The following is an 18,195-nucleotide window of genomic DNA, read 5'->3' on the forward strand; positions in this document are numbered from 1 at the left end:
GCGAAGCAACCACATCACGATCTCACCGTGAGACAGATTCCGCTGATTTTCTCAGCTTAGCCGCAGCTCCCGGACCCATGCTGAGACGGGCGGGGCCACCGGCTCCAGCCGGCGGGTTTCAACCTCGCGCGGCGGCGTTGACGTGCGAATATCACGGCCAGCACGCTGTGGAGTGTGACAGTCGCCGCGGACGCGTTCTTCAGCGCCGAATCCCTGCAGGATCCGTACCCGCTCTACGAGCGGATGCGCGCGGCCGGGCCGGTGCACCGGATCGGTGACTCCGGGTTCTATGCGGTGTGCGATTGGGACGCGATCAACGAGGTCATCAACCGGCCCGAGGACTTTTCGTCGAACCTGACCGCGACCATGACGTATACGCCCGAGGGGACAGTCAAGGCGTTCGAGATGGACGCCCTCGGCGGCCCGACCCACGTGCTGGCCACCGCCGACGATCCCGCCCACGCGATCCATCGCAAGCTGTTGGCGCGCCACCTGGCCGCCAGGCGCATCGGCGCGCTCGAGCGGTTCGCCACCCAGACCGCAGAGCGGCTGTGGAGCGACGGGCTTCGTGACGGGCGCATCGAATGGATGGGCGCCATGGCCAACCGGCTGCCGATGATGGTCGTCGCCGAGCTGATCGGCGTGCCCGACACCGACATCGACCGGCTGGTGAGATGGGGGTACGCCGCCACCCAGCTGCTCGAAGGTTTGGTCAGCGAGGAGCAACTCGCCGCCGCGGGTGTCTCCGTGATGGAGCTCAGCGGCTACATCGGCGAGCAATTCGCCCCCGCCACGGACGATCCGCAGGACAATCTGTTGGGCAAGCTTGCGCGCGCCTGCGCCGCGGGCGAGCTGGACAGCTTCGCCGCCCAGGCGATGCTGGTGATCCTGTTCGCCGCGGGCGGAGAGTCCACCGCGTCGCTGCTGGGCAGCGCGGCGTGGATGTTGGCGCGGCGGCCCGACGTCCAGCGGCAGCTGCGCGAAAGCCCGGAATTGCAAGCGGCATTCATCGAGGAGACCCTGCGCTACGAACCGCCGTTCCGCGGCCACTACCGGCACGTGCGCAACGACGCCACCCTGGGCGGCGTCGACCTGCCGGCCGGCTCGCGCCTGCTGCTGTTGTGGGGGGCGGCCAACCGGGACCCGGCTCACTTCGAGACGCCCGGTGAATTCCGCCTCGACCGGCCAGAAGCTAAGGGGCACATCAGCTTCGGGAAGGGAGCGCACTTCTGCGTCGGTGCCGCGTTGGCACGCCTGGAGGCGCGGATCGTGTTGCGCCTGTTGTTGGATCGCACATCGGAGATCGCAGCGGTCGACGTGGGCCGGTGGCTGCCGAGCATCCTGGTGCGCCGCCTGGCGCGGCTCGAGCTGGCCGTGGGCTGAAGCGGCTTATCTCGCAATCATTTCGGTGGCGGTAGTTCGCGGGGGCCTTCGGGCGCACGGACCTCGCGGAACCCGCCGCGCTCCGTCAACTCGAGACCGCGGTCGCGCACCGCCAGCGACCGGTCCTGGTCATCGCCGGCGGACAGGCGCCCCACCCCGCGGTGGGCCCGGTGTGACGACTCGTCGTGGCGGCGACCCGCGCGCGACGAATGAATCCGGCTTGGGTGCGACGGCTCGTCCGCGGGCTCCGAGGTCTCGGAGGCCTCGGAGGTCTCGGAGTCGACCGTGACCTTGCGGGTGCGCTTGAGCGAAAACGTGATCTCCTCAACCTCTTCGAACACCTGCCGCGCGGTGCGCAGGGGCTGGGTCGTGTTGTCGATCACCCGCGCCACGAAGGGCGGCACCAGCGGGCGAATCCACCGCGCCGCGGCCCTGGTCGCGTCCGGAATCGAAGGGATCAACGGCGCACCGCCCTCCTCGTGGACTTCGACCTCGCGACCCGGCTCGTCGCCGGTGCGCTCTTCCGGTGCGCCGGCGGGCAATTGGGTGAGTGCGCGGCTGGCCGCCTCCGCTTCCGCGGCGATCGGCAGGTACATGTCTTCCTCCACTGGCTCGAAGGTACGCCGCGCCGACGCGCGCACCGGGGCATCCAGGGCCTCCGCGACCCGGCGCCGCTGCTGCTCGCGGTCGATCTGGGCCTGGGCCTCGATGGCGAGGCGGGCCTGGGTGAGTTGGTGCTCGGCCCAAAGCATTTCGGCCTCACGGCGAACCTCGGCCCGCTTGATCGCGATCGCGGTGTCCGCATCGAGTTCGGCGCGCTCGCGCTCGGCGCGCGCCGACGCGCGGCGATCCTGGGTCGACTCGCCCCGCCACAGCCGCAGGATCAGCGGCAGCAGATACAGCAGCGCGAAGACCCCGATCGTCAGCAGCCGCAGCGTCAGGGCGCCGGCGCCGGCGAACGTGACCTCGTTCAACGCGACCCAGCGCGCACCGAGCCCTCGCCCGGCGTCCGCCACCACGTGCCGGCGGGCCTCGGCAAGCGCCTGCTGCCCGCGGGAGATCTCGGCGTCCAGCCCGGGGGCCCGGCGGTCGCGGGCCGCCAGCGCGTTGTCCAGCTCGCGCTGCGCGTCGGCGAGAAGCTGGTTCGCCGTTCGTGTTTCGGGCCCGGCACCGGGAACCCCGGTGATGCGGGTCTGCGGGCAAGCCGGGGTGGGATTGTATTCGCAGCGCGCCACCACCAGCGCCCGGTCCTGGTGCAGGCGGGCCTGTTCGACGGCGTTGTCGAGTGCGGCGCGCGCATCCCGCGTCTGCTGCAGCGCCGCCGACGCCTGCGCGACCGCGGGCGACGACTCGGCGGTGCGCAGGGCCCGCTCGTCCAGGCGACGCTCGATCGGGGCGGAGAACACCACGAGCGCGGCCAGCTCGCCGACGACGACGCCGACGGCAACCGCGACGCCCGCGCGGCACGCGATGCCGGGCCACCCGCGATCGGGGCCGCCGGCGATGCCGCGCGTCACCGCGCCGACCAGCAGGCCGAAGACGAGGGTCAGCGGCACGATGGCAGGAGCCGGCCAGCTCGTCGCCCCGGAAACCGCCAGGCTCGCCACCAGCCAGGCCAGCAGGGCCCCGACAAGCACGACGGCGCCGGCCACGGCATGGGTGGACCGCTCGTGACGCTCGGCGAGTTCGGGCCGGTGCCCACCGCCGAACCAGGTGAGCATCCCCGCGACCCGGGACGCGGCCGAGCGCGACTCAATAACCTCGTGGGCGCTCATAGGACTCCCAAACACCTCCAACTCCTCCAAGCCTCCCAGGCCGCCGGCCGACACACCGAATCGAAGCGACTGGGTGTGGTGTTGTTCACAGACGCAGGCCGACGCCGCGGCCCCCGTCGGCCTGCATCTGGCGCGAAATTCCTGCGACGCGAGCAGATCAGCGGCCGTTCCGGCGGGTGACGTGAGACGGTATAAGCCTATGCAGACCCACGATTATGTCACCTACGAGGAGTTCGGCCGCAGGTTCTTCGAGGTCGCCGTGACGCCCGAGCGCGTCGCCGCCGCGTTTGCCGACATCGCGGGCAACGAGTTCGCGATGGAGCCGATCGCTCAGGGGCCCGGTGGAATCGCCAAGGTCAGCGCCAACGTCAAGATCCACGACCCGCGCGTCACGCGGCGCCTGGGTGAGGCCATCACGTTCGTCATTCACATCCCGCTGTCCATCGACCTGCTCCTGGACCTGCGGCTCGACAAGCAGCGGTTCGTGGTGTCCGGGGACATCGCCCTGCGGGCCACGGCGCGAGCCGCCGAGCCGCTGCTTTTGATCGTCGACGTGGCGAAGCCGCGGCCGTCCGACATCACCGTCAACGTGTCGTCCAAGTCCTTCCGCGGCGAGGTGCTGCGCATCCTTGCCGGCGTCGACGGTGAGATCCGCAGATTCATCGCCCAGTACGTCGCCGAGGAGATCGACTCGCCGCAATCGCAGGCCGCGCAGGTCATCGACGTGGCGCACCAGTTGGACAAGGCCTGGCCCTAGGGCGCCACACATCCGCCGCGTTTATCGGCCGCGCCCACCCGGGTATGCAACCCCTCAAGCGAAAAGCGGGGGTAAGCCTTGGCACGAGTGGATGTTTCGACGTCGTCGGACCTGGAACCGGAAGCGGCCTGGAAGCTGGCGTCAGACCTGAGTCGACTCGACGAGTGGATGACGATCTTCGGCGGGTGGCGGAGCGAGGTGCCGTCGACGATCGGGGAGGGCACCCGGGTTTCGTCGTGCGTCAAGGTCAAGGGCTTTCGCAACATCATTCACTGGACGGTCACCCGGTACGACGAGCCGAAATCGATTGAACTGCAGGGGCGGGGCCGCGGCGGAATCCGCATCGCGGTGGCGATGGACGTTGCCGACGACAACCCGGGGTCGACCTTTCATCTCACCGCCGACCTCACGGGCGGCGTGCTCTCCGGGCCGATCGGACGGGTCGTCGCCAGGGTGGTGCGATCGGACGTGCGCAAGTCGGCGAACAATCTGGCCGCGCTCCGGTAGCCCGAAAACCCCGACCCCACACGGGTTTTCGTTGCCCCTACAGGGTCTGGTGGCGCCCGAAGTACTTGTGGTCTTCGCTGTAGCCGCCGTAGCCGCTACCGATGTCGCGGTAGTCGGCGACGAACTCGATGCCCTTGATCCACTTCACCAATTTGAAGCCGTGCTGCAACTCGTTGCGCAGCCGCAGCGGCTTGCCATGCATGTAGGGCAGCGGCTGGTCGTTCATGTTGTACGCCAGCATCGTCATGTGGTGGTCCATCTGCTCGATGTGATGCGCGTTGTAGTAGATGCCGCCGGTGGCGCCGAGGCCCATCGAATAGAACACCACCCATTTGGCCTCGGGCAGCGGTTTGACGATGTCCATGATGGTCTTCATCTGCACACCGCCCCACTTGGCCACGCCGGACCAGGCCTGGATGCAGAAGTGCTGGCTGATCTGGTCGTGGTAGGGCAGCGCCTTCAGGTCGTCGAGCGAGAACTCCATCGGGCGCTCGACGAGGCCGTAGACCTTCAGCCGCCAATCGCGGAAGTCGTTGGCCTCCAACTCCTTGTACTCGACGGTCTCCGGCAGCCGGCCGTTGCGCCAGTGATGCGGAGAGATGTCCTCTTCGGTGAAGGCGCCGGGCTTGGGGTCGAGCCGCTCCAGCATCCGCTGGAACGGGCCGACCAGCGCGTAGCCGACCCGCTGCACGACGCGCGGGTGCTTGATGGTGAACGGGGTGGCCCACACCCAGGCGACGGCGGTCACGATCATCGCGAGGGCGAAGATCCAGAAGCCCATCCAGCTGTCGTCGTCGCGCGAGGCGAACATGTGGTTGAGGTTTCGCAGCGCGCCCGTCGTCAGCACCATCGTCACGTGAACGAGGATGAAGAACAGGAAGTACACCAGCACCAGGAAGTGCAGTGACCGCGCGTGCTGGATGCTCAGCCGCTTGCTGAGCCAGTGGACGCGCTGGGACAGCGCCGGCGACATCCCCAGGCCCGTGAGCAGCGCGGCCGGGGCGGCGATGAAGACGGTGGTGAAGTACGCCAGCAGCTGCAGGCCGTTGTAGGCCACCCAGCCGTTGTCCTTCGGCCAGTCCAGCGACAGGTACTGAATCGCCACCGACGCCGCGTTGGGGAACACGTCCCAGCTTGTCGGCACGACGTGCCGCCACTGCCCGGTGGTGAACAGCAGGACGTAGAAGACCGCGCCGTTGAGCAGCCACAGCACGTCGACGCCGAGGTGCCACCAGCGCGCCAGCCCGATGGAGTGCCGGAAACCCGGCAGCCCGAACTGCGGCGGCAACGCGACGGTGTCGGCGTTGGCGGTCCACAGCTCGTCGTCGGGGACCGGCGGGCCCACCCGGAGCCACTCGTCCTTGCCGGGGGTGGCGTTGCGGCTGAAGTAGAGCCGGGGATGGTCACAGAGGATCTGGATCCCGGTCCGGATGATGAACATCATCATGAACAGGTTGAAAAAGTGGGTCCACCCGATCCATGCGGGCAGGCCGGGGCTGACACCGGAGTGGGCGTCGGTGCCGGGGTAGCGCTGGACGAACGCGTGTACCGCCGGCATGTTGTACAGCCCCTTGCCGATCGCCACCCCCGCGATCAGCGCGGCGAAGCCGATCGGGACCAACCACAGCAGGTTGAACCACTTGTCGCGGCCGACGCGCAACTTCGGGGCGGTCGCCCGGCGGGTGAGGTCGAACCCCCCGCCGTAGGCCTCCACATCGATGGTGTCTTCGGCGGTGTGTATCTCGCTGCGGTAGTCGGGGTCCGTCAGCAGCGGCGTGCCTACCGCCAGCGTTGCGACCGAGCCGTTCGCCGCCGACCCCGCGGCGGCCCCGGCAGAACCAATGTCGTTACCTTCGGCATTCGTCACGCGCCCGAAATTACACCACAACAATTGTTAGACAGTGAAACAATCGCCGGGTGAAACCGGTGCTCAGGGTCCTGTTCGGCCCGATGGGCGAGTGGCCGCCACCGTCGCCGGGACGACTTCGGACGGCCGCGGGTCGGGATTTCCGCAAATTCTATGCGAATAGCTAATTCTATCCGCAAACGCGGTTTCTTAAGGAGCGCTGTGAGTTTGGGTATAACCTTCTGCCAGCGCGGCTAGGGCGAGTCGCGCGGCAGCAATCGGCGGACCGGCCGGGTTTCGATGGCGTTGACGGTCAGCACCCGGCGGGCGATCCGCCAACCCGCGTCGGTCAACGTGTAGTCGTCGTCGTAGCGCAGATGCCACACCACATCGACGACGTCGCCGCCGCGCTGGTCCCAGTGATGCGCGATGCAGGCGATGCGCCCCCGCGCGGTGCCGTGCCGGCCCGCCTCGTTGTGGACGTCGTAGACCTCGCCGACGATCGCGTGCTCGGTGCGCGCCACGGCGGCGACCGCGGCGACCGCCGCCGCGATGGCCGGCCGGCCCCGGTGTGCATGCAGTGGCCGCAGCTCGCCCGGCGGGTCGGGCACGACCAGCTGCCCATCGGTGGCGAAAAGCTCTGCGACGGCGTCGAATTCACGGTCGTCGACACCGGCGGCGTATCGGTGCACCAGGTCGCTCAGGGCGGTGCGGTCGGCCGCCGGCATCACGGGACCAGCGACAGCCGTTGTGCACAGGCCGACAGCATGTCCCTGGCCTGTTCGATGTCGGTGGTCGGCGGCATCGACAGCACGATCCGGTCGGCGCCCTGCTCGGCCAGGGCGCCCGCGCGGTCGGCGTCGATCTTGGTGACCGAGTGACCCAAAGACACCTCGAGGGCCGCCGGGTCACGGCCGGCGGCTGAGGCCTCGTCGCGCATCAGCGCGATTAGCGCTGCCAGCTTCGGGCCCGTCACGCCGAGCGGCTGAAAGCCGTCGCCGAATCGCCCGGCGCGGCGGGCCGCCGAACGGCTGTGCCCGCCGATGTGGATCGGGAGCCGCTGGCCCGCAACGGGTTTCGGGTAGCACATGACATCGTCGAAGCCGAAGAACTCGCCGTGATGGGACGCGCCCCCGGGCTGGTCGGCCCACAGCGCGCGCAAGACGGCCAGCTGCTCGTCGGCCCGCCTGCCCCGGCTGTCGAAATCCGCGCCGCACGCCTCGAGCTCTTCCTTCAGCCAGCCCACGCCGACGCAGAGCCGCAGCCTGCCGCCCGAGAGCGCATCGACGGTCGCGGCCCGCTTGGCGAGCACCACCGGATGGTGGTTGGGCAGCACCAAAACGCCGGTGGCCAACCCGAGCCGGCTGGTGTGGCCGGCCAGGAACGCCAACAGGTCGAGCGGGTCGGGGATGGGGCAGTCGGCCGCCAGCCCGACCCGTCCGGAGCTGTCGTAGGGATACACACTGTCGTAGCGGGTCACCAGGACCGTGTGCTCGACAACGACGATCGATTCGAACCCGCACCGCTCCAGGTGGGTCGCGAAGCTCGCCATCCAACCGGGGTCCGCGGTGACGCCGTCGGCAACCGGGGCGACGACGGAAACCTTCATGGCACCCGAAGCTAACAGGTGGCCACCTCAGACGGCCGGAGGCGCGATCTCCGCGCGCACCGCCTCGGCCAGGGCGGCCGCCCGGCGATCGGTGAACACGTCCTCGAGCAGCACCTGCCGGCCGTCGGGGCCGGTCAGCGGAACCCGCCAATTCGGGTATTCGTCGGTGGTGCCGGGCTGGTTCTGGGTCCTGCGGTCACCGACCGCGTCCGTCAGCGCCACGCCCAACAGGCGCGACGGCGTCCGCCCCAGATACCGGTAGAGGGCGACGACGATCTCCTCCGGGTTGTCCTCCCCGGCGGTCAGCAGCCCGACCCGGCGCAGTTCGGCCAGCCAGGCCGCCAGCTCGGCCCGGTCGGACTCGAGCTCGGCCTCGACGGGCCGGGTGAGCAGCCCCAGCGACTCCCGCAGCCGCACATGGTCGCCGGCCAGGTAGCCGGCGGTCGGCGGCAGGTCGTGGGTGGTGACCGACGACAGGCAGTACTCCCGCCAGCGCTCGGCCGGCAGCGGGCCGCCGTTCCCGTCGCGATCCAATTCGAACCACAGGATCGACGTCCCCAGCAGGCCGCGCAATAGTAGGTAGTCCCGAACCCAGGGTTCGACCGTGCCGAGGTCCTCGCCGACGACGAGGGCGCCCGCCCGGTGCGCCTCCAGCGCGACGATGCCGATCATCGCCTCGTGGTCGTAGCGCACGTAGGTGCCCTGGGTGGGCGGCATCCCGTCGGGAATCCACCACAGCCGAAACAGTCCGATGATGTGGTCGATGCGGACCCCGCCGGCATGCCGCAGCACGGCCCTGATCAGCGCGCGGAAGGGCCGATATTCCTGGGCCTCCAGCCGGTCCGGTCGCCACGGCGGTTGCGACCAGTCCTGGCCAAGCTGGTTGAACTCGTCGGGCGGCGCCCCCGCGGTCACGCCCAGCGCCAGCACGTCCTGCAACGCCCAGGCGTCGGCGCCGTTGGGGTGCACGCCGACGGCCAGGTCGTGCATGACGCCTATTGCCATCCCGGCCCGGCGCGCCTGCGACTGCGCCATGGCGAGCTGCTCGTCGAGTTGCCACTGCATCCAGCGGTGGAAATCGACTGTGTCGGAATGCTTTTCGACGAATCGGGCGACGCCGGCACCCGTGGGATGCTGCAGGAAACTGGGCCAATGATGCCAGTCGCCGCCGTACTTCTCGGCCAGCGCACACCAGGTGGCGAAGTCGTCGAGCGCGCGGCCTTCGCGGTCGCGGAAGGCGTCATAGGCCAATTCCCGGCCCGCCGATCGCGGCGCCCGATGCAGCAGCCGCAGCGCCGCGCGCTTGGCCCGCCAGGCGCCGTCGCGGTCGATGGCGTCGAGTTCGGCGGCCCGCTGTTGGACTTCCGAGCGCAGCCGCCGCACCCGGCCGCGCTTGGTCAGCTCGGCGAATTCCGGGATCGCCTCGACGCGAAGGTAGAGCGGGTTGAAGAAGCGGCGCGACGTCGGCAGGTACGGCGAGGGCTCCATCGGCGTCGTCGGGGTGGCCGCGTGCAGGGGATTGACCAGTGCGTAGTCGGCGCCGTGGCGGGAGGCCGACCACACCGCGAGGTCGGCCAGGTCGGTGAGGTCGCCGATGCCCCACGAGTGCCGGGACCGCACGCTGTAGAGCTGTGCGGCCAGGCCCCAGGCGCGCCGGGCGCCGAGTTGCTCGGGCAACCCGAGCCAGTCGGGCGTCATGATGAGCGCCGCGCTGGTCTCGGAGTCGCCGGACCGCAGGTGCACGCGGTGGTAGCCCAGCGGCAGGCCGTCCGGCACGACGAAGCTGGCCTCCCCGACCCAGCGGCCATCCAGATCGAACGGCGGGGTGAAGTTGTCGACCTGCTGCACGCCGCCGTGCACGGTGCCGTCCTCGAGCTGCAACCACACCTCCGCCGGGTCGCCGTGCGTCACGTGGGCCCAGAACCGCGTCGGCGCGCCGGTGCGCCCCACGATGGTCGCCGGCAACGCACGTTCCCAATGCGACCGCAGCTGCGCGCTCATGGCCTCGTTGCGCTCCCGCTCGGTCCCGGCCGCCACGCCGAGAGCGGCCAGCACCGCCACCAGGGTGCCCTCGCCGACCCGCACCTGCCGTCCGGTCCAGTCCTCGTAGCCCGTCGCGATCCCGAATCGCCTGGCGAGTTCGACCAGCGAGGGCGCGGGCTCAGTCATGCCGCCCATCTTGCGTCCAGGGCCCGGCCGGTGCGACGCGGGGGCGCTCGACAGGACGCGGCGGCCCGCAGCCACTACCATGCCCTTTAAGGACCCTTCGAGGACCGTTGAGGACACCGGGAATCCGCCCGGGAACCAGCGGGGGAGACGGAAACTGCCAGCTCAATGACGCGGGCCGGCGCTGCCACCGGCGGCCGTACCGACGACTTGACGACGGCCGGGTTCGGGGACATATCGATAGGTAAAAGCGATCGCGAATCTCGCCACGTGGCGATGTCTTTGCGGGTGCCTTACCGTTATCAAAGTGATCAGCGCGCGGTAAATACGCGCGGCCAATATATGGGCGTTCTAGCAGACCGGACGGTGAAATAGCGTGGCGGAGGAAAGTCGCGGGCAGCGCGGGTCGGGGTATGGCCTCGGGTTGTCGACCCGGACCCAGGTGACCGGCTACCAGTTCCTTGCCCGGCGGACCGCGATGGCGCTGACCCGGTGGCGGGTTCGCATGGAGATCGAGCCGGGGCGGCGGCAGAACCTGGCCGTGGTCGCGTCGATCTCCGCGGCGGCGGTGATCTGCCTGGGCGCGCTGCTGTGGTCGTTCATCAGCCCGTCGGGCCAGATCAACGAGTCACCGATCATCGCCGACCGCGACTCCGGCGCGCTGTACGTCCGCGTCGGCGACAAGTTGTACCCGGCACTGAATCTGGCGTCGGCGCGGCTGATCACGGGGCGGCCCGACAACCCGCACCTGGTTCGGTCGGGCCAGATCGCCAAGCTTCCGCGCGGCCCGATGGTGGGGATCCCGGGCGCGCCATCGACTTTCGGGCCGACGAGCCCGTCCTCGTCGTCGTGGCTGGTGTGCGACACCGTGACCTCGACCGGAGCCGGGTCGCCGTCGGGGGTGACGGTCACGGTCATCGACGGTAGCCCGGACCTCGGCTCTCACCGACGGGTGCTGACCGGGTCGGACGCGGTGGTGCTCAGCTACGGCGGCGACGCGTGGGTCATCCGGCAGGGACGCCGGTCGCGCGTCGACGGGGCGAACCGTGCGGTGTTGCTGCCGCTCGGCATGACGCCGGAACAGGTCAGCATGGCCAAGCCGATGAGCCGCGCCCTGTACGACGCGTTGCCGGTGGGGCCCGAGCTGACGGTCCCGGAGATCCAGAACGCGGGGGCGCCGGCGACCTTCCCGGGCGCACCCGGACCCATCGGCACCGTGCTCGTCACGCCGCAAATCAGTGGGCCGCAACAGTATTCGCTGGTGCTGGCCGATGGCGTGCAGACGCTGCCCCCGTTGGTCGCCCAGATCTTGCAGAACGCCGGGGGCCCCGGCAACACCAAACCGGTGACGGTGGAACCCGCCGCGCTGGCAAGGATGCCGGTGGTCAACAAACTGGACCTGTCGTCCTATCCGGACAACCCGCTGAACGTGATGGACATCCGGGAGAACCCGGCGACCTGCTGGTGGTGGGAGAAGACCGGCGGCGAGAACCGGGCCCGGGTGGAGGTCATCTCCGGGCCGACCATCCCGGTGGCCCAGGCCAACACCAACAAGGTGGTGTCGCTGGTGAAGGCCGACACCACCGGCCGCGAGGCCGACCAGGTCTACTTCGGCCCCAACTACGCCAACTTCGTGGCCGTCACCGGCAACGATCCGGGGGCCAAGACAACCGAATCGCTGTGGTGGCTCACCGACGCGGGCGCCCGGTTCGGGGTGGACGACACCCGCGATGTGCGCGAGGCGTTGGGCCTGCAGACGAAACCGAGTCAGGCGCCGTGGGTGGCGCTGCGCCTGCTGCCGCAGGGGCCGACGCTGTCACGAGCGGACGCGTTGGTTCAGCACGACACCCTACCGATGGATATGTCCCCAGCAGAGTTGGTGGTACCGAAGTGAAGCGTGGTTTTGCCCGGCCGACACCGGAGAAGCCTCCGGTAATCAAGCCGGAAAACATTGTCCTCCCAACGCCGTTGAGCATCCCTCCGCCGGAGGGCAAGCCCGTCTGGCTGATCGTGGTCGGCGTCCTGATCGTGGGGCTGCTGATCGGCATGGTGGCGATGACCTTCGCCAGCGGCTCGCACGTGTTCGGCGGTGCCGGCGCGATTTTCCCGATCTTCATGATCGGCGGCGTCGCGATGATGATGTTCGGCGGCCGGTTCGGCGGCCAGCAGCAGATGAGCCGGCCCAAGCTGGACTCGATGCGCGCCCAGTTCATGCTGATGCTCGACATGCTGCGCGAGACCGCCCACGAGTCGGCCGACAGCATGGACGCCAACTACCGGTGGTTCCACCCGGCGCCCGACACGCTTTCGGCCGCGGTGGGGTCGCCGCGGATGTGGGAACGCAAGCCCGACGGCAAGGACCTCAACTTCGGTGTCGTCCGGGTCGGCGTGGGCATGACGCGCCCCGAGGTGACCTGGGGTGAGCCCCAGAACATGCCGACCGACATCGAGCTGGAGCCGGTGACCGGTAAGGCGCTACAGGAATTCGGGCGCTATCAAAGCGTCGTCTACAACCTGCCCAAGATGATTTCCCTGCTGGTCGAACCCTGGTACTCGCTGATCGGGGAGCGCGAGCAGGTGCTGGCGCTGATGCGGGCGATCATCTGCCAGCTGGCGTTCTCCCACGGTCCCGACCACGTGCAGATGGTCGTGGTCAGTTCGGATCTCGACGAGTGGGACTGGGTCAAGTGGCTGCCGCACTTCGGCGACCCGCGGCGCCAGGACGCGGCGGGCAACGCGCGGATGGTGTATGCGTCGGTGCGTGAATTCGCGGCCGAACAGGCCGAATTGTTCGCCGGCCGTGGCTCTTTCACGCCCCGGCACGCCAGTTCGTCGGCGCAGACCCCGACACCCCACACGGTGATCATCGCCGATGCCGTCGATCCCCAATGGGAGTACGTGATCAGCGCGGAGGGCGTCGACGGGGTGACGTTCTTCGACCTGACCGGCTCGTCGATGTGGGCGTCGGTGCCGGAGCGGGCGTTGCGGTTCGACGACAAGGGCGTGATCGAGGCGCTGCCCCGCGACCGCGACACCTGGATGGTGATCGACGAGAAGCCGTGGTTCTTCGCCCTCACCGACCAGCTCAGCACCTCGGAGGCCGAGGAGTTCGCGCAGAAGATGGCCCGCTGGCGGCTCGCCGAGGCCTACGAGGAGATCGGCCAGCGGGTCGCCCACATCGGCGCCCGGGACATCTTGTCCTACTACGGAATCGACGATCCGGCCGACATCGACTTCGACGCGCTGTGGGGCAGCCGCACCGACACGATGGGCCGGTCGCGGCTGCGCGCGCCGTTCGGCAACCGCTCCGACAACGGCGAGCTGCTGTTCCTGGACATGAAGTCGCTCGACGAGGGCGGCGACGGGCCGCACGGCGTCATGTCCGGAACGACCGGTTCGGGCAAGTCGACGCTGGTGCGAACCGTGATCGAGTCGCTGATGCTCAGCCACCCGCCGGAGGAGCTGCAGTTCGTGCTGGCCGACCTCAAGGGTGGGTCCGCGGTGAAGCCCTTCGCCGGCGTCCCGCACGTGTCGCGCATCATCACCGACCTCGAAGAGGACCAGGCGCTGATGGAGCGCTTCCTGGATGCGCTGTGGGGCGAGATCGCCCGCCGAAAGGCGGTGTGCGACAACGCCGGCGTCGACGACGCCAAGGAGTACAACGCCGTGCGGGCCAGGATGCGCGCCCGCGGCCAGGACATGCCGCCGCTGCCGATGCTGGTGGTGGTCATCGACGAGTTCTACGAGTGGTTCCGCATCATGCCGACCGCGGTCGACGTGCTGGACTCGATCGGCCGGCAGGGCCGCGCGTATTGGATCCACCTGATGATGGCCTCGCAGACCATCGAGAGCCGGGCCGAAAAGCTCATGGAGAACATGGGTTATCGCCTGGTGCTGAAGGCGCGCACGGCGGGCGCGGCGCAGGCCGCCGGTGTGCCCAACGCGGTCAACCTGCCGGCCCAGGCCGGCCTCGGCTACTTCCGTAAGAGCCTCGAGGACATCATCCGGTTCCAGGCCGAATTCCTGTGGCGGGACTACTACCCCCGCGGCGTCGACGTCGACGGCGAGGAGGCGCCCCGTTTGGTGCACAGCATCGACTACGTGCGCCCGCAACTGTTCACCAACGCGTTCACCCCGCTCGAGGTGAGCGTCGGCGGGCCGGATGTCGAGGCGCCGGTCGAGTCGAACGGCGAGGTGCTCGAGGCCGAGGACGTCGAGAGCGAGGACGACGACGAGGAGGGGATCAGGACCCCGAAGGTCGGGACGGTGATCATCGACCAGCTCCGCAAGATCCAGTTCGAGCCCTACCGGTTGTGGCAGCCGCCGCTGACCCAGCCCGTCGCCATCGACGAGCTGGTCAACCGGTTCCTCGGTCGCGACTGGCACCGGGACTACGGCTCGTCCCGGGACCTGGTGTTCCCGATCGGGATCATCGACCGCCCGTTCAAGCACGACCAGCCACCGTGGACGGTCGACACCTCCGGGCCCGGCGCCAACGTGTTGATCCTGGGCGCCGGCGGCTCGGGCAAGACCACGGCGCTGCAGACGCTGATCTGTTCGGCCGCGTTGACCCACACGCCCGAGCAGGTCCAGTTCTACTGCCTGGCCTACAGCAGCACGGCCCTGACGACCGTCGCCGGCCTGCCGCATGTGGGCGAGGTCGTCGGTCCGACGGACCCGTACGGCGTGCGCCGCACGGTGGCCGAACTGCTGGCGCTGGTGCGCGATCGCAAACGCGGCTTCCTCGAATACGGCATCCCGTCGATGGAGGTGTTCCGGCGGCGCAAGTCCGGCGAGGACCCGGGCCCGGTGCCCGACGTCTTCGGCGACGTCTACCTGGTGATCGACAACTACCGCGCGCTGGCCGAGGAAAACGAGGTCCTGATCGAGCAGGTCAACCAGATCATCAATCAGGGCCCGTCGTTCGGGGTGCACGTGGTGGTCACCGCCGACCGCGAATCCGAGCTGCGCCCGCCGGTGCGCAGCGGGTTCGGTTCCCGGGTCGAGTTGCGGCTGGCCGCCGTCGAAGACGCCAAGCTGGTGCGCTCGCGGTTCGCCAAGGACGTTCCGGCCAAGCCCGGGCGCGGCATGGTCGCGGTCAACTACGTCCGGCTCGACAGCGATCCGCAGGCGGGTCTGCACACGTTGGTGGCCCGGCCGGCACTGCACAACACGGCCGACAACATCTTCGAGTCCGACAGCGTGGTCGAGGCGGTCAGCCGGTTCGCGACCGGCCAGGCCCGCCCGGTGCGCCGGCTGCCCGCGCGGTTCGGTGTGGAACAGGTGCGCGAGCTGGCGGCCCGGGACACCCGCGAAGGCGTGGGTGTCGGCGGAATCGCTTGGGCGATATCGGAATTGGACCTGCAGCCGGTCTATCTGAACTTCGCCGAGAACGCGCACCTGATGGTGACGGGCCGGCGCGAATGTGGGCGCACCACAACGCTGGCCACCATCATGTCCGAGATCGGCAGGTTGTACGCGCCCGGCGCCACCAGCGCCCCGACGCCCCCGCCGGGGCGGCCGTCGGCCCAGGTCTGGCTGGTCGACCCGCGCCGCCAGCTGCTGACCGTCCTGGGCCCGGAGTACGTCGAGAAGTTCGCCTACAACCTCGACGGCGTGCAGGCGATGATGGGCGAGCTGTCGGCCCTGCTGGCCAGCCGCCAGCCCCCGCCCGGCCTGTCCGCGGAGGAGCTGTTGTCGCGGTCGTGGTGGAGCGGTCCGGAGATCTTCCTGATCGTCGACGACGTCCAACAGCTGCCACCGGGCTTCGATTCGCCGCTGCACCAGGCCGCTCCCTGGGTGACCAGGGCCGCCGATGTCGGCTTGCACGTCATCGTGACGCGCACGTTCGGCGGCTGGTCGTCGGCGGGCAGCGACCCCATCCTGCGGGCGCTGCACCAGGCGAACGCGCCGTTGCTGGTGATGGACGCCGACCCCGACGAGGGCTTCATCCGCGGCAAGATGAAGGGCGGCCCGCTGCCCCGCGGCCGCGGCCTGCTGATGGCCGAGGACACCGGCGTGTTCGTCCAGGTGGCGGCGACCGACCTGGTGAGCAGGACGCCGGGGGCGGCGGCGTCAGGCCCAGCGCAGCGGTAATGACTTGAGCGCGAAGGACTTCGACGGGAATTTGATTTCCGGGGTGTAGTCCCCGGGCGCCTCGAAGTCGGGGATCTGCGCGAGCCACTCGCCGACGATCGCCGTCAGCTCGATCCGCGCCAGATGCGACCCCAGGCAGCGGTGCGGCCCGCCGCCGAATCCCCAGTGCCGGTGCACCTTTCCGTCCATGACCAGGTCGTCGGTGGACCACGCGTCGCTGCCGTCGCGGTTGATCGCGGCCATGCACAACCGGACCTGCGAGCCCGGCGGCAGCGTCATGCCGCCCACGTCGACGAACTCGGTGGTGATCCGCGGCGCCACCGGGGCGGGCGGCTGCAGCCGAATGATCTCCTCGATGAAAACCCTTATCTGCCTGGCATTGTCGCGAAGCTCGGCGCGCAATTCGGGCCTGCGCGCCAATTCGTACAGGCAAAATCCGATGATCGCCGTCACGGTGTCCAGGCCCGCGAGGATCAACAGGTGGCTCATGCCCAGCACCTCGAGGTCGGTGAAGTCGCCCGGGCCGGTCATCACCCGCGACAGCATGTCCGAACCCGGGTTTGCCCGGCGCTGTTGGATCACCTCGACGAGGTATTCCAGCAGCCCGACCTGCGCGGCCTGCATCTCGGCGATGCCGAGGTGTTCCGTGTCGCCGATGATCGCGTCCTTCCAGGCGATCAGTCGGTCACGATCCTGCAGCGGCAGGCCGTAGAGGTCGAGGAAAGCCTGAAAGGGGTAGAGCCTGGCGAAATCCGCCATCGCCTCGCACCCGCCCCGCGGGGCGAGCGACCCGATCATCTCGGTCGCGTGCCGCTGCAGCACCGGCCGCGACCTACTCAGCGCGGTCGGGCTGAAGTACGGCTGCAGGATCCGGCGGTAGTGGGTGTGCTGCGGGGGGTCGAAGGCCAGCGGGATCACCGGCAGCGGATCGGCGGGCGGTTGCAGGATTGTCGACGAGAACACCTTGGGATTGCGCAGCGCGGCAAGCACATCCTCGCGTCGGGTCAGGTAGTAGTACCCGTTCATGAACACCACGGGCCCGGCGTCGCGCAGCGCCTTCCATCCCACCCCGCGGTCTTGCGCCAACGGCAACTCGGAGAACTCGAGCCGTGGCAGATGGAACGAGCCTGGCTGCCACTCGCCGAGGGTGCTCATCCGCTCTGATCTCCGCTTGTGTTGTTGGTTTTTCGCTTCCCGGTCACCGGCGGCGAACGGCGCGCAATCTTCTAGACTTTAGCGACCGCGTCCGTCGGATTCCGGGGGAGGAAACCTAGTGAGGGTCCGTCTCGAAAAGCCCAGATGCGTGGGCCACGCGCAGTGTTACGCGGTCGATCCGGAACTGTTCCCCATCGACGAGTCGGGTTATTCGATCCTCGAGGAGCACGAGGTGGCGCCCGAGGATGTGCAGGCGACTCGCGACGGCGTGGCGTCGTGCCCGGAAATGGCGCTGATCATCGAAGAGGACTGACGGCGCGGCTTTGCCGCTGATTTGCCGCCGCGGGGTGCAAGGTGGCTGTCGAGCGCCACCGAAAAGCAAACTGCAGATGAACAATCGACCGTCGTAAATGAACAGCAGCTGGCCTCGAATGAATAGTGGTTGGCCAGTTGTGAATAGTCGGCATTGGCGGTCGGCATGCTACGTGACAACCAGTTAATGTCTTGTGCGAGCGGCAGTTCGGCAAAAACGTGAGCTGTCGCTCGGTTGCTGACAGTGGGGGTGAACGAGGCAGGATGCGCACGTCTTTCCCGACCGGATATGCGGGAACGCCGGTGGCGGGCCGCCTATCCGGACACGGTGGAGGGACGCGCCCGAATGGTCCGGCAGTCCGGCCGTTCGGTTTGCTGAGCCGAAAGACCGGGTCAGCGGCTTGCTTAGGGCTGGCGCAGCCCCCGACGTGGCGATTGGCGATGACGCCTGTCGACCAAATCGCGATCATGGCCGACTGAGGAGAACACGGTGTTGGACTTCGCGGCGTTACCGCCCGAAATCAATTCCGGTCTGATGTATGCCGGTCCGGGGTCGGGGCCGATGATGGCCGCGGCCGCGGCCTGGGAT

The 18,195-nt window shown here is 69.0% G+C and carries 13 protein-coding genes; 7 read left to right on the top strand and 6 right to left on the bottom strand.

Translation table 11 applies throughout. From position 1 onward, the window contains the following. Nucleotides 1-174: 174 nt before the first annotated feature. Complete coding sequence (locus AC5Y6X_RS10980) at nt 175-1,383, top strand: cytochrome P450 (protein WP_499986439.1); 1,209 nt, start codon at nt 175-177, stop codon at nt 1,381-1,383. A gap of 17 nt (nt 1,384-1,400) precedes the next feature. Here AC5Y6X_RS10980 and AC5Y6X_RS10985 read toward each other — a convergent pair whose 3' ends face one another. Beyond that, nucleotides 1,401-3,158: a DUF4407 domain-containing protein gene (locus tag AC5Y6X_RS10985; protein WP_499986440.1), complete on the bottom strand. Its 1,758-nt coding sequence runs from the start codon at nt 3,156-3,158 to the stop codon at nt 1,401-1,403. 199 nt (nt 3,159-3,357) lie between these two features. On the opposite strand from AC5Y6X_RS10985, the gene AC5Y6X_RS10990 reads away from it, so the two are divergent. Continuing rightward, complete coding sequence (locus tag AC5Y6X_RS10990; protein WP_499986441.1) at nt 3,358-3,915, top strand: hypothetical protein; 558 nt, start codon at nt 3,358-3,360, stop codon at nt 3,913-3,915. 78 nt (nt 3,916-3,993) lie between these two features. After that, the gene (locus AC5Y6X_RS10995; RefSeq protein ID WP_499986442.1) at nt 3,994-4,422 is read left to right on the top strand and encodes a type II toxin-antitoxin system Rv0910 family toxin; all 429 of its coding nucleotides are present in this window, start codon (nt 3,994-3,996) and stop codon (nt 4,420-4,422) included. A 37-nt stretch (nt 4,423-4,459) separates the two neighbouring features. Here AC5Y6X_RS10995 and AC5Y6X_RS11000 read toward each other — a convergent pair whose 3' ends face one another. The 4 genes from AC5Y6X_RS11000 to malQ all read right to left on the bottom strand — a co-directional run bounded on the left by AC5Y6X_RS11000 (nt 4,460) and on the right by malQ (nt 10,046). Beyond that, on the bottom strand, nt 4,460-6,265 hold the full coding sequence (locus tag AC5Y6X_RS11000) for a molybdopterin-dependent oxidoreductase (RefSeq protein WP_499986510.1): 1,806 nt from the start codon (nt 6,263-6,265) through the stop codon (nt 4,460-4,462). 257 nt (nt 6,266-6,522) lie between these two features. Continuing rightward, nucleotides 6,523-6,996, bottom strand: a complete 474-nt coding sequence (locus AC5Y6X_RS11005; protein ID WP_499986443.1) for a nuclear transport factor 2 family protein — start codon at nt 6,994-6,996, stop codon at nt 6,523-6,525. Further along, complete coding sequence (locus AC5Y6X_RS11010) at nt 6,996-7,877, bottom strand: LLM class F420-dependent oxidoreductase (protein ID WP_499986444.1); 882 nt, start codon at nt 7,875-7,877, stop codon at nt 6,996-6,998. Before AC5Y6X_RS11010 ends, AC5Y6X_RS11005 begins: the two co-directional genes overlap by 1 nt. A gap of 27 nt (nt 7,878-7,904) precedes the next feature. Further along, nucleotides 7,905-10,046, bottom strand: a complete 2,142-nt coding sequence (gene malQ, locus AC5Y6X_RS11015) for a 4-alpha-glucanotransferase (RefSeq protein ID WP_499986445.1) — start codon at nt 10,044-10,046, stop codon at nt 7,905-7,907. A gap of 373 nt (nt 10,047-10,419) precedes the next feature. Here malQ and eccB point away from each other — a divergent pair, with 373 nt between their 5' ends. Beyond that, the gene (gene eccB / locus AC5Y6X_RS11020; protein ID WP_499986446.1) at nt 10,420-11,937 is read left to right on the top strand and encodes a type VII secretion protein EccB; all 1,518 of its coding nucleotides are present in this window, start codon (nt 10,420-10,422) and stop codon (nt 11,935-11,937) included. Then, nucleotides 11,934-16,139, top strand: coding sequence for a type VII secretion protein EccCa (gene eccCa, locus AC5Y6X_RS11025; RefSeq protein ID WP_499986447.1), 4,206 nt, complete (start codon nt 11,934-11,936; stop codon nt 16,137-16,139). The genes eccB and eccCa overlap by 4 nt, the downstream gene beginning before the upstream one ends. Here the strand turns inward: eccCa and AC5Y6X_RS11030 are convergent. Beyond that, the gene (locus AC5Y6X_RS11030) at nt 16,119-17,294 is read right to left on the bottom strand and encodes a cytochrome P450 (protein WP_499986448.1); all 1,176 of its coding nucleotides are present in this window, start codon (nt 17,292-17,294) and stop codon (nt 16,119-16,121) included. The genes eccCa and AC5Y6X_RS11030 overlap by 21 nt on opposite strands. 118 nt (nt 17,295-17,412) lie before the next feature. On the opposite strand from AC5Y6X_RS11030, the gene fdxE reads away from it, so the two are divergent. Together fdxE and AC5Y6X_RS11040 are read left to right on the top strand one after the other, a co-directional pair. Beyond that, on the top strand, nt 17,413-17,607 hold the full coding sequence (gene fdxE / locus AC5Y6X_RS11035; RefSeq protein ID WP_499986449.1) for a ferredoxin FdxE: 195 nt from the start codon (nt 17,413-17,415) through the stop codon (nt 17,605-17,607). Between the two features lie 492 nt (nt 17,608-18,099). After that, nucleotides 18,100-18,195 (top strand): PPE domain-containing protein (locus tag AC5Y6X_RS11040; RefSeq protein ID WP_499986511.1); only part of this gene is annotated, 96 nt, incomplete at its 3' end.

Source organism: Mycobacterium sp. NGS26 (assembly GCF_059813025.1).

Coding starts and splice junctions, on each gene's coding strand:
- AC5Y6X_RS10985 (WP_499986440.1), bottom strand. CDS start 3,158: ATGAGCGCCCACGAGGTTATTGAGTCGCGCTCGGCCGCGTCCCGGGTC.
- AC5Y6X_RS10990 (WP_499986441.1), top strand. CDS start 3,358: ATGCAGACCCACGATTATGTCACCTACGAGGAGTTCGGCCGCAGGTTC.
- AC5Y6X_RS11005 (WP_499986443.1), bottom strand. CDS start 6,996: ATGCCGGCGGCCGACCGCACCGCCCTGAGCGACCTGGTGCACCGATAC.
- AC5Y6X_RS11010 (WP_499986444.1), bottom strand. CDS start 7,877: ATGAAGGTTTCCGTCGTCGCCCCGGTTGCCGACGGCGTCACCGCGGAC.
- malQ (WP_499986445.1), bottom strand. CDS start 10,046: ATGACTGAGCCCGCGCCCTCGCTGGTCGAACTCGCCAGGCGATTCGGG.
- AC5Y6X_RS11030 (WP_499986448.1), bottom strand. CDS start 17,294: ATGAGCACCCTCGGCGAGTGGCAGCCAGGCTCGTTCCATCTGCCACGG.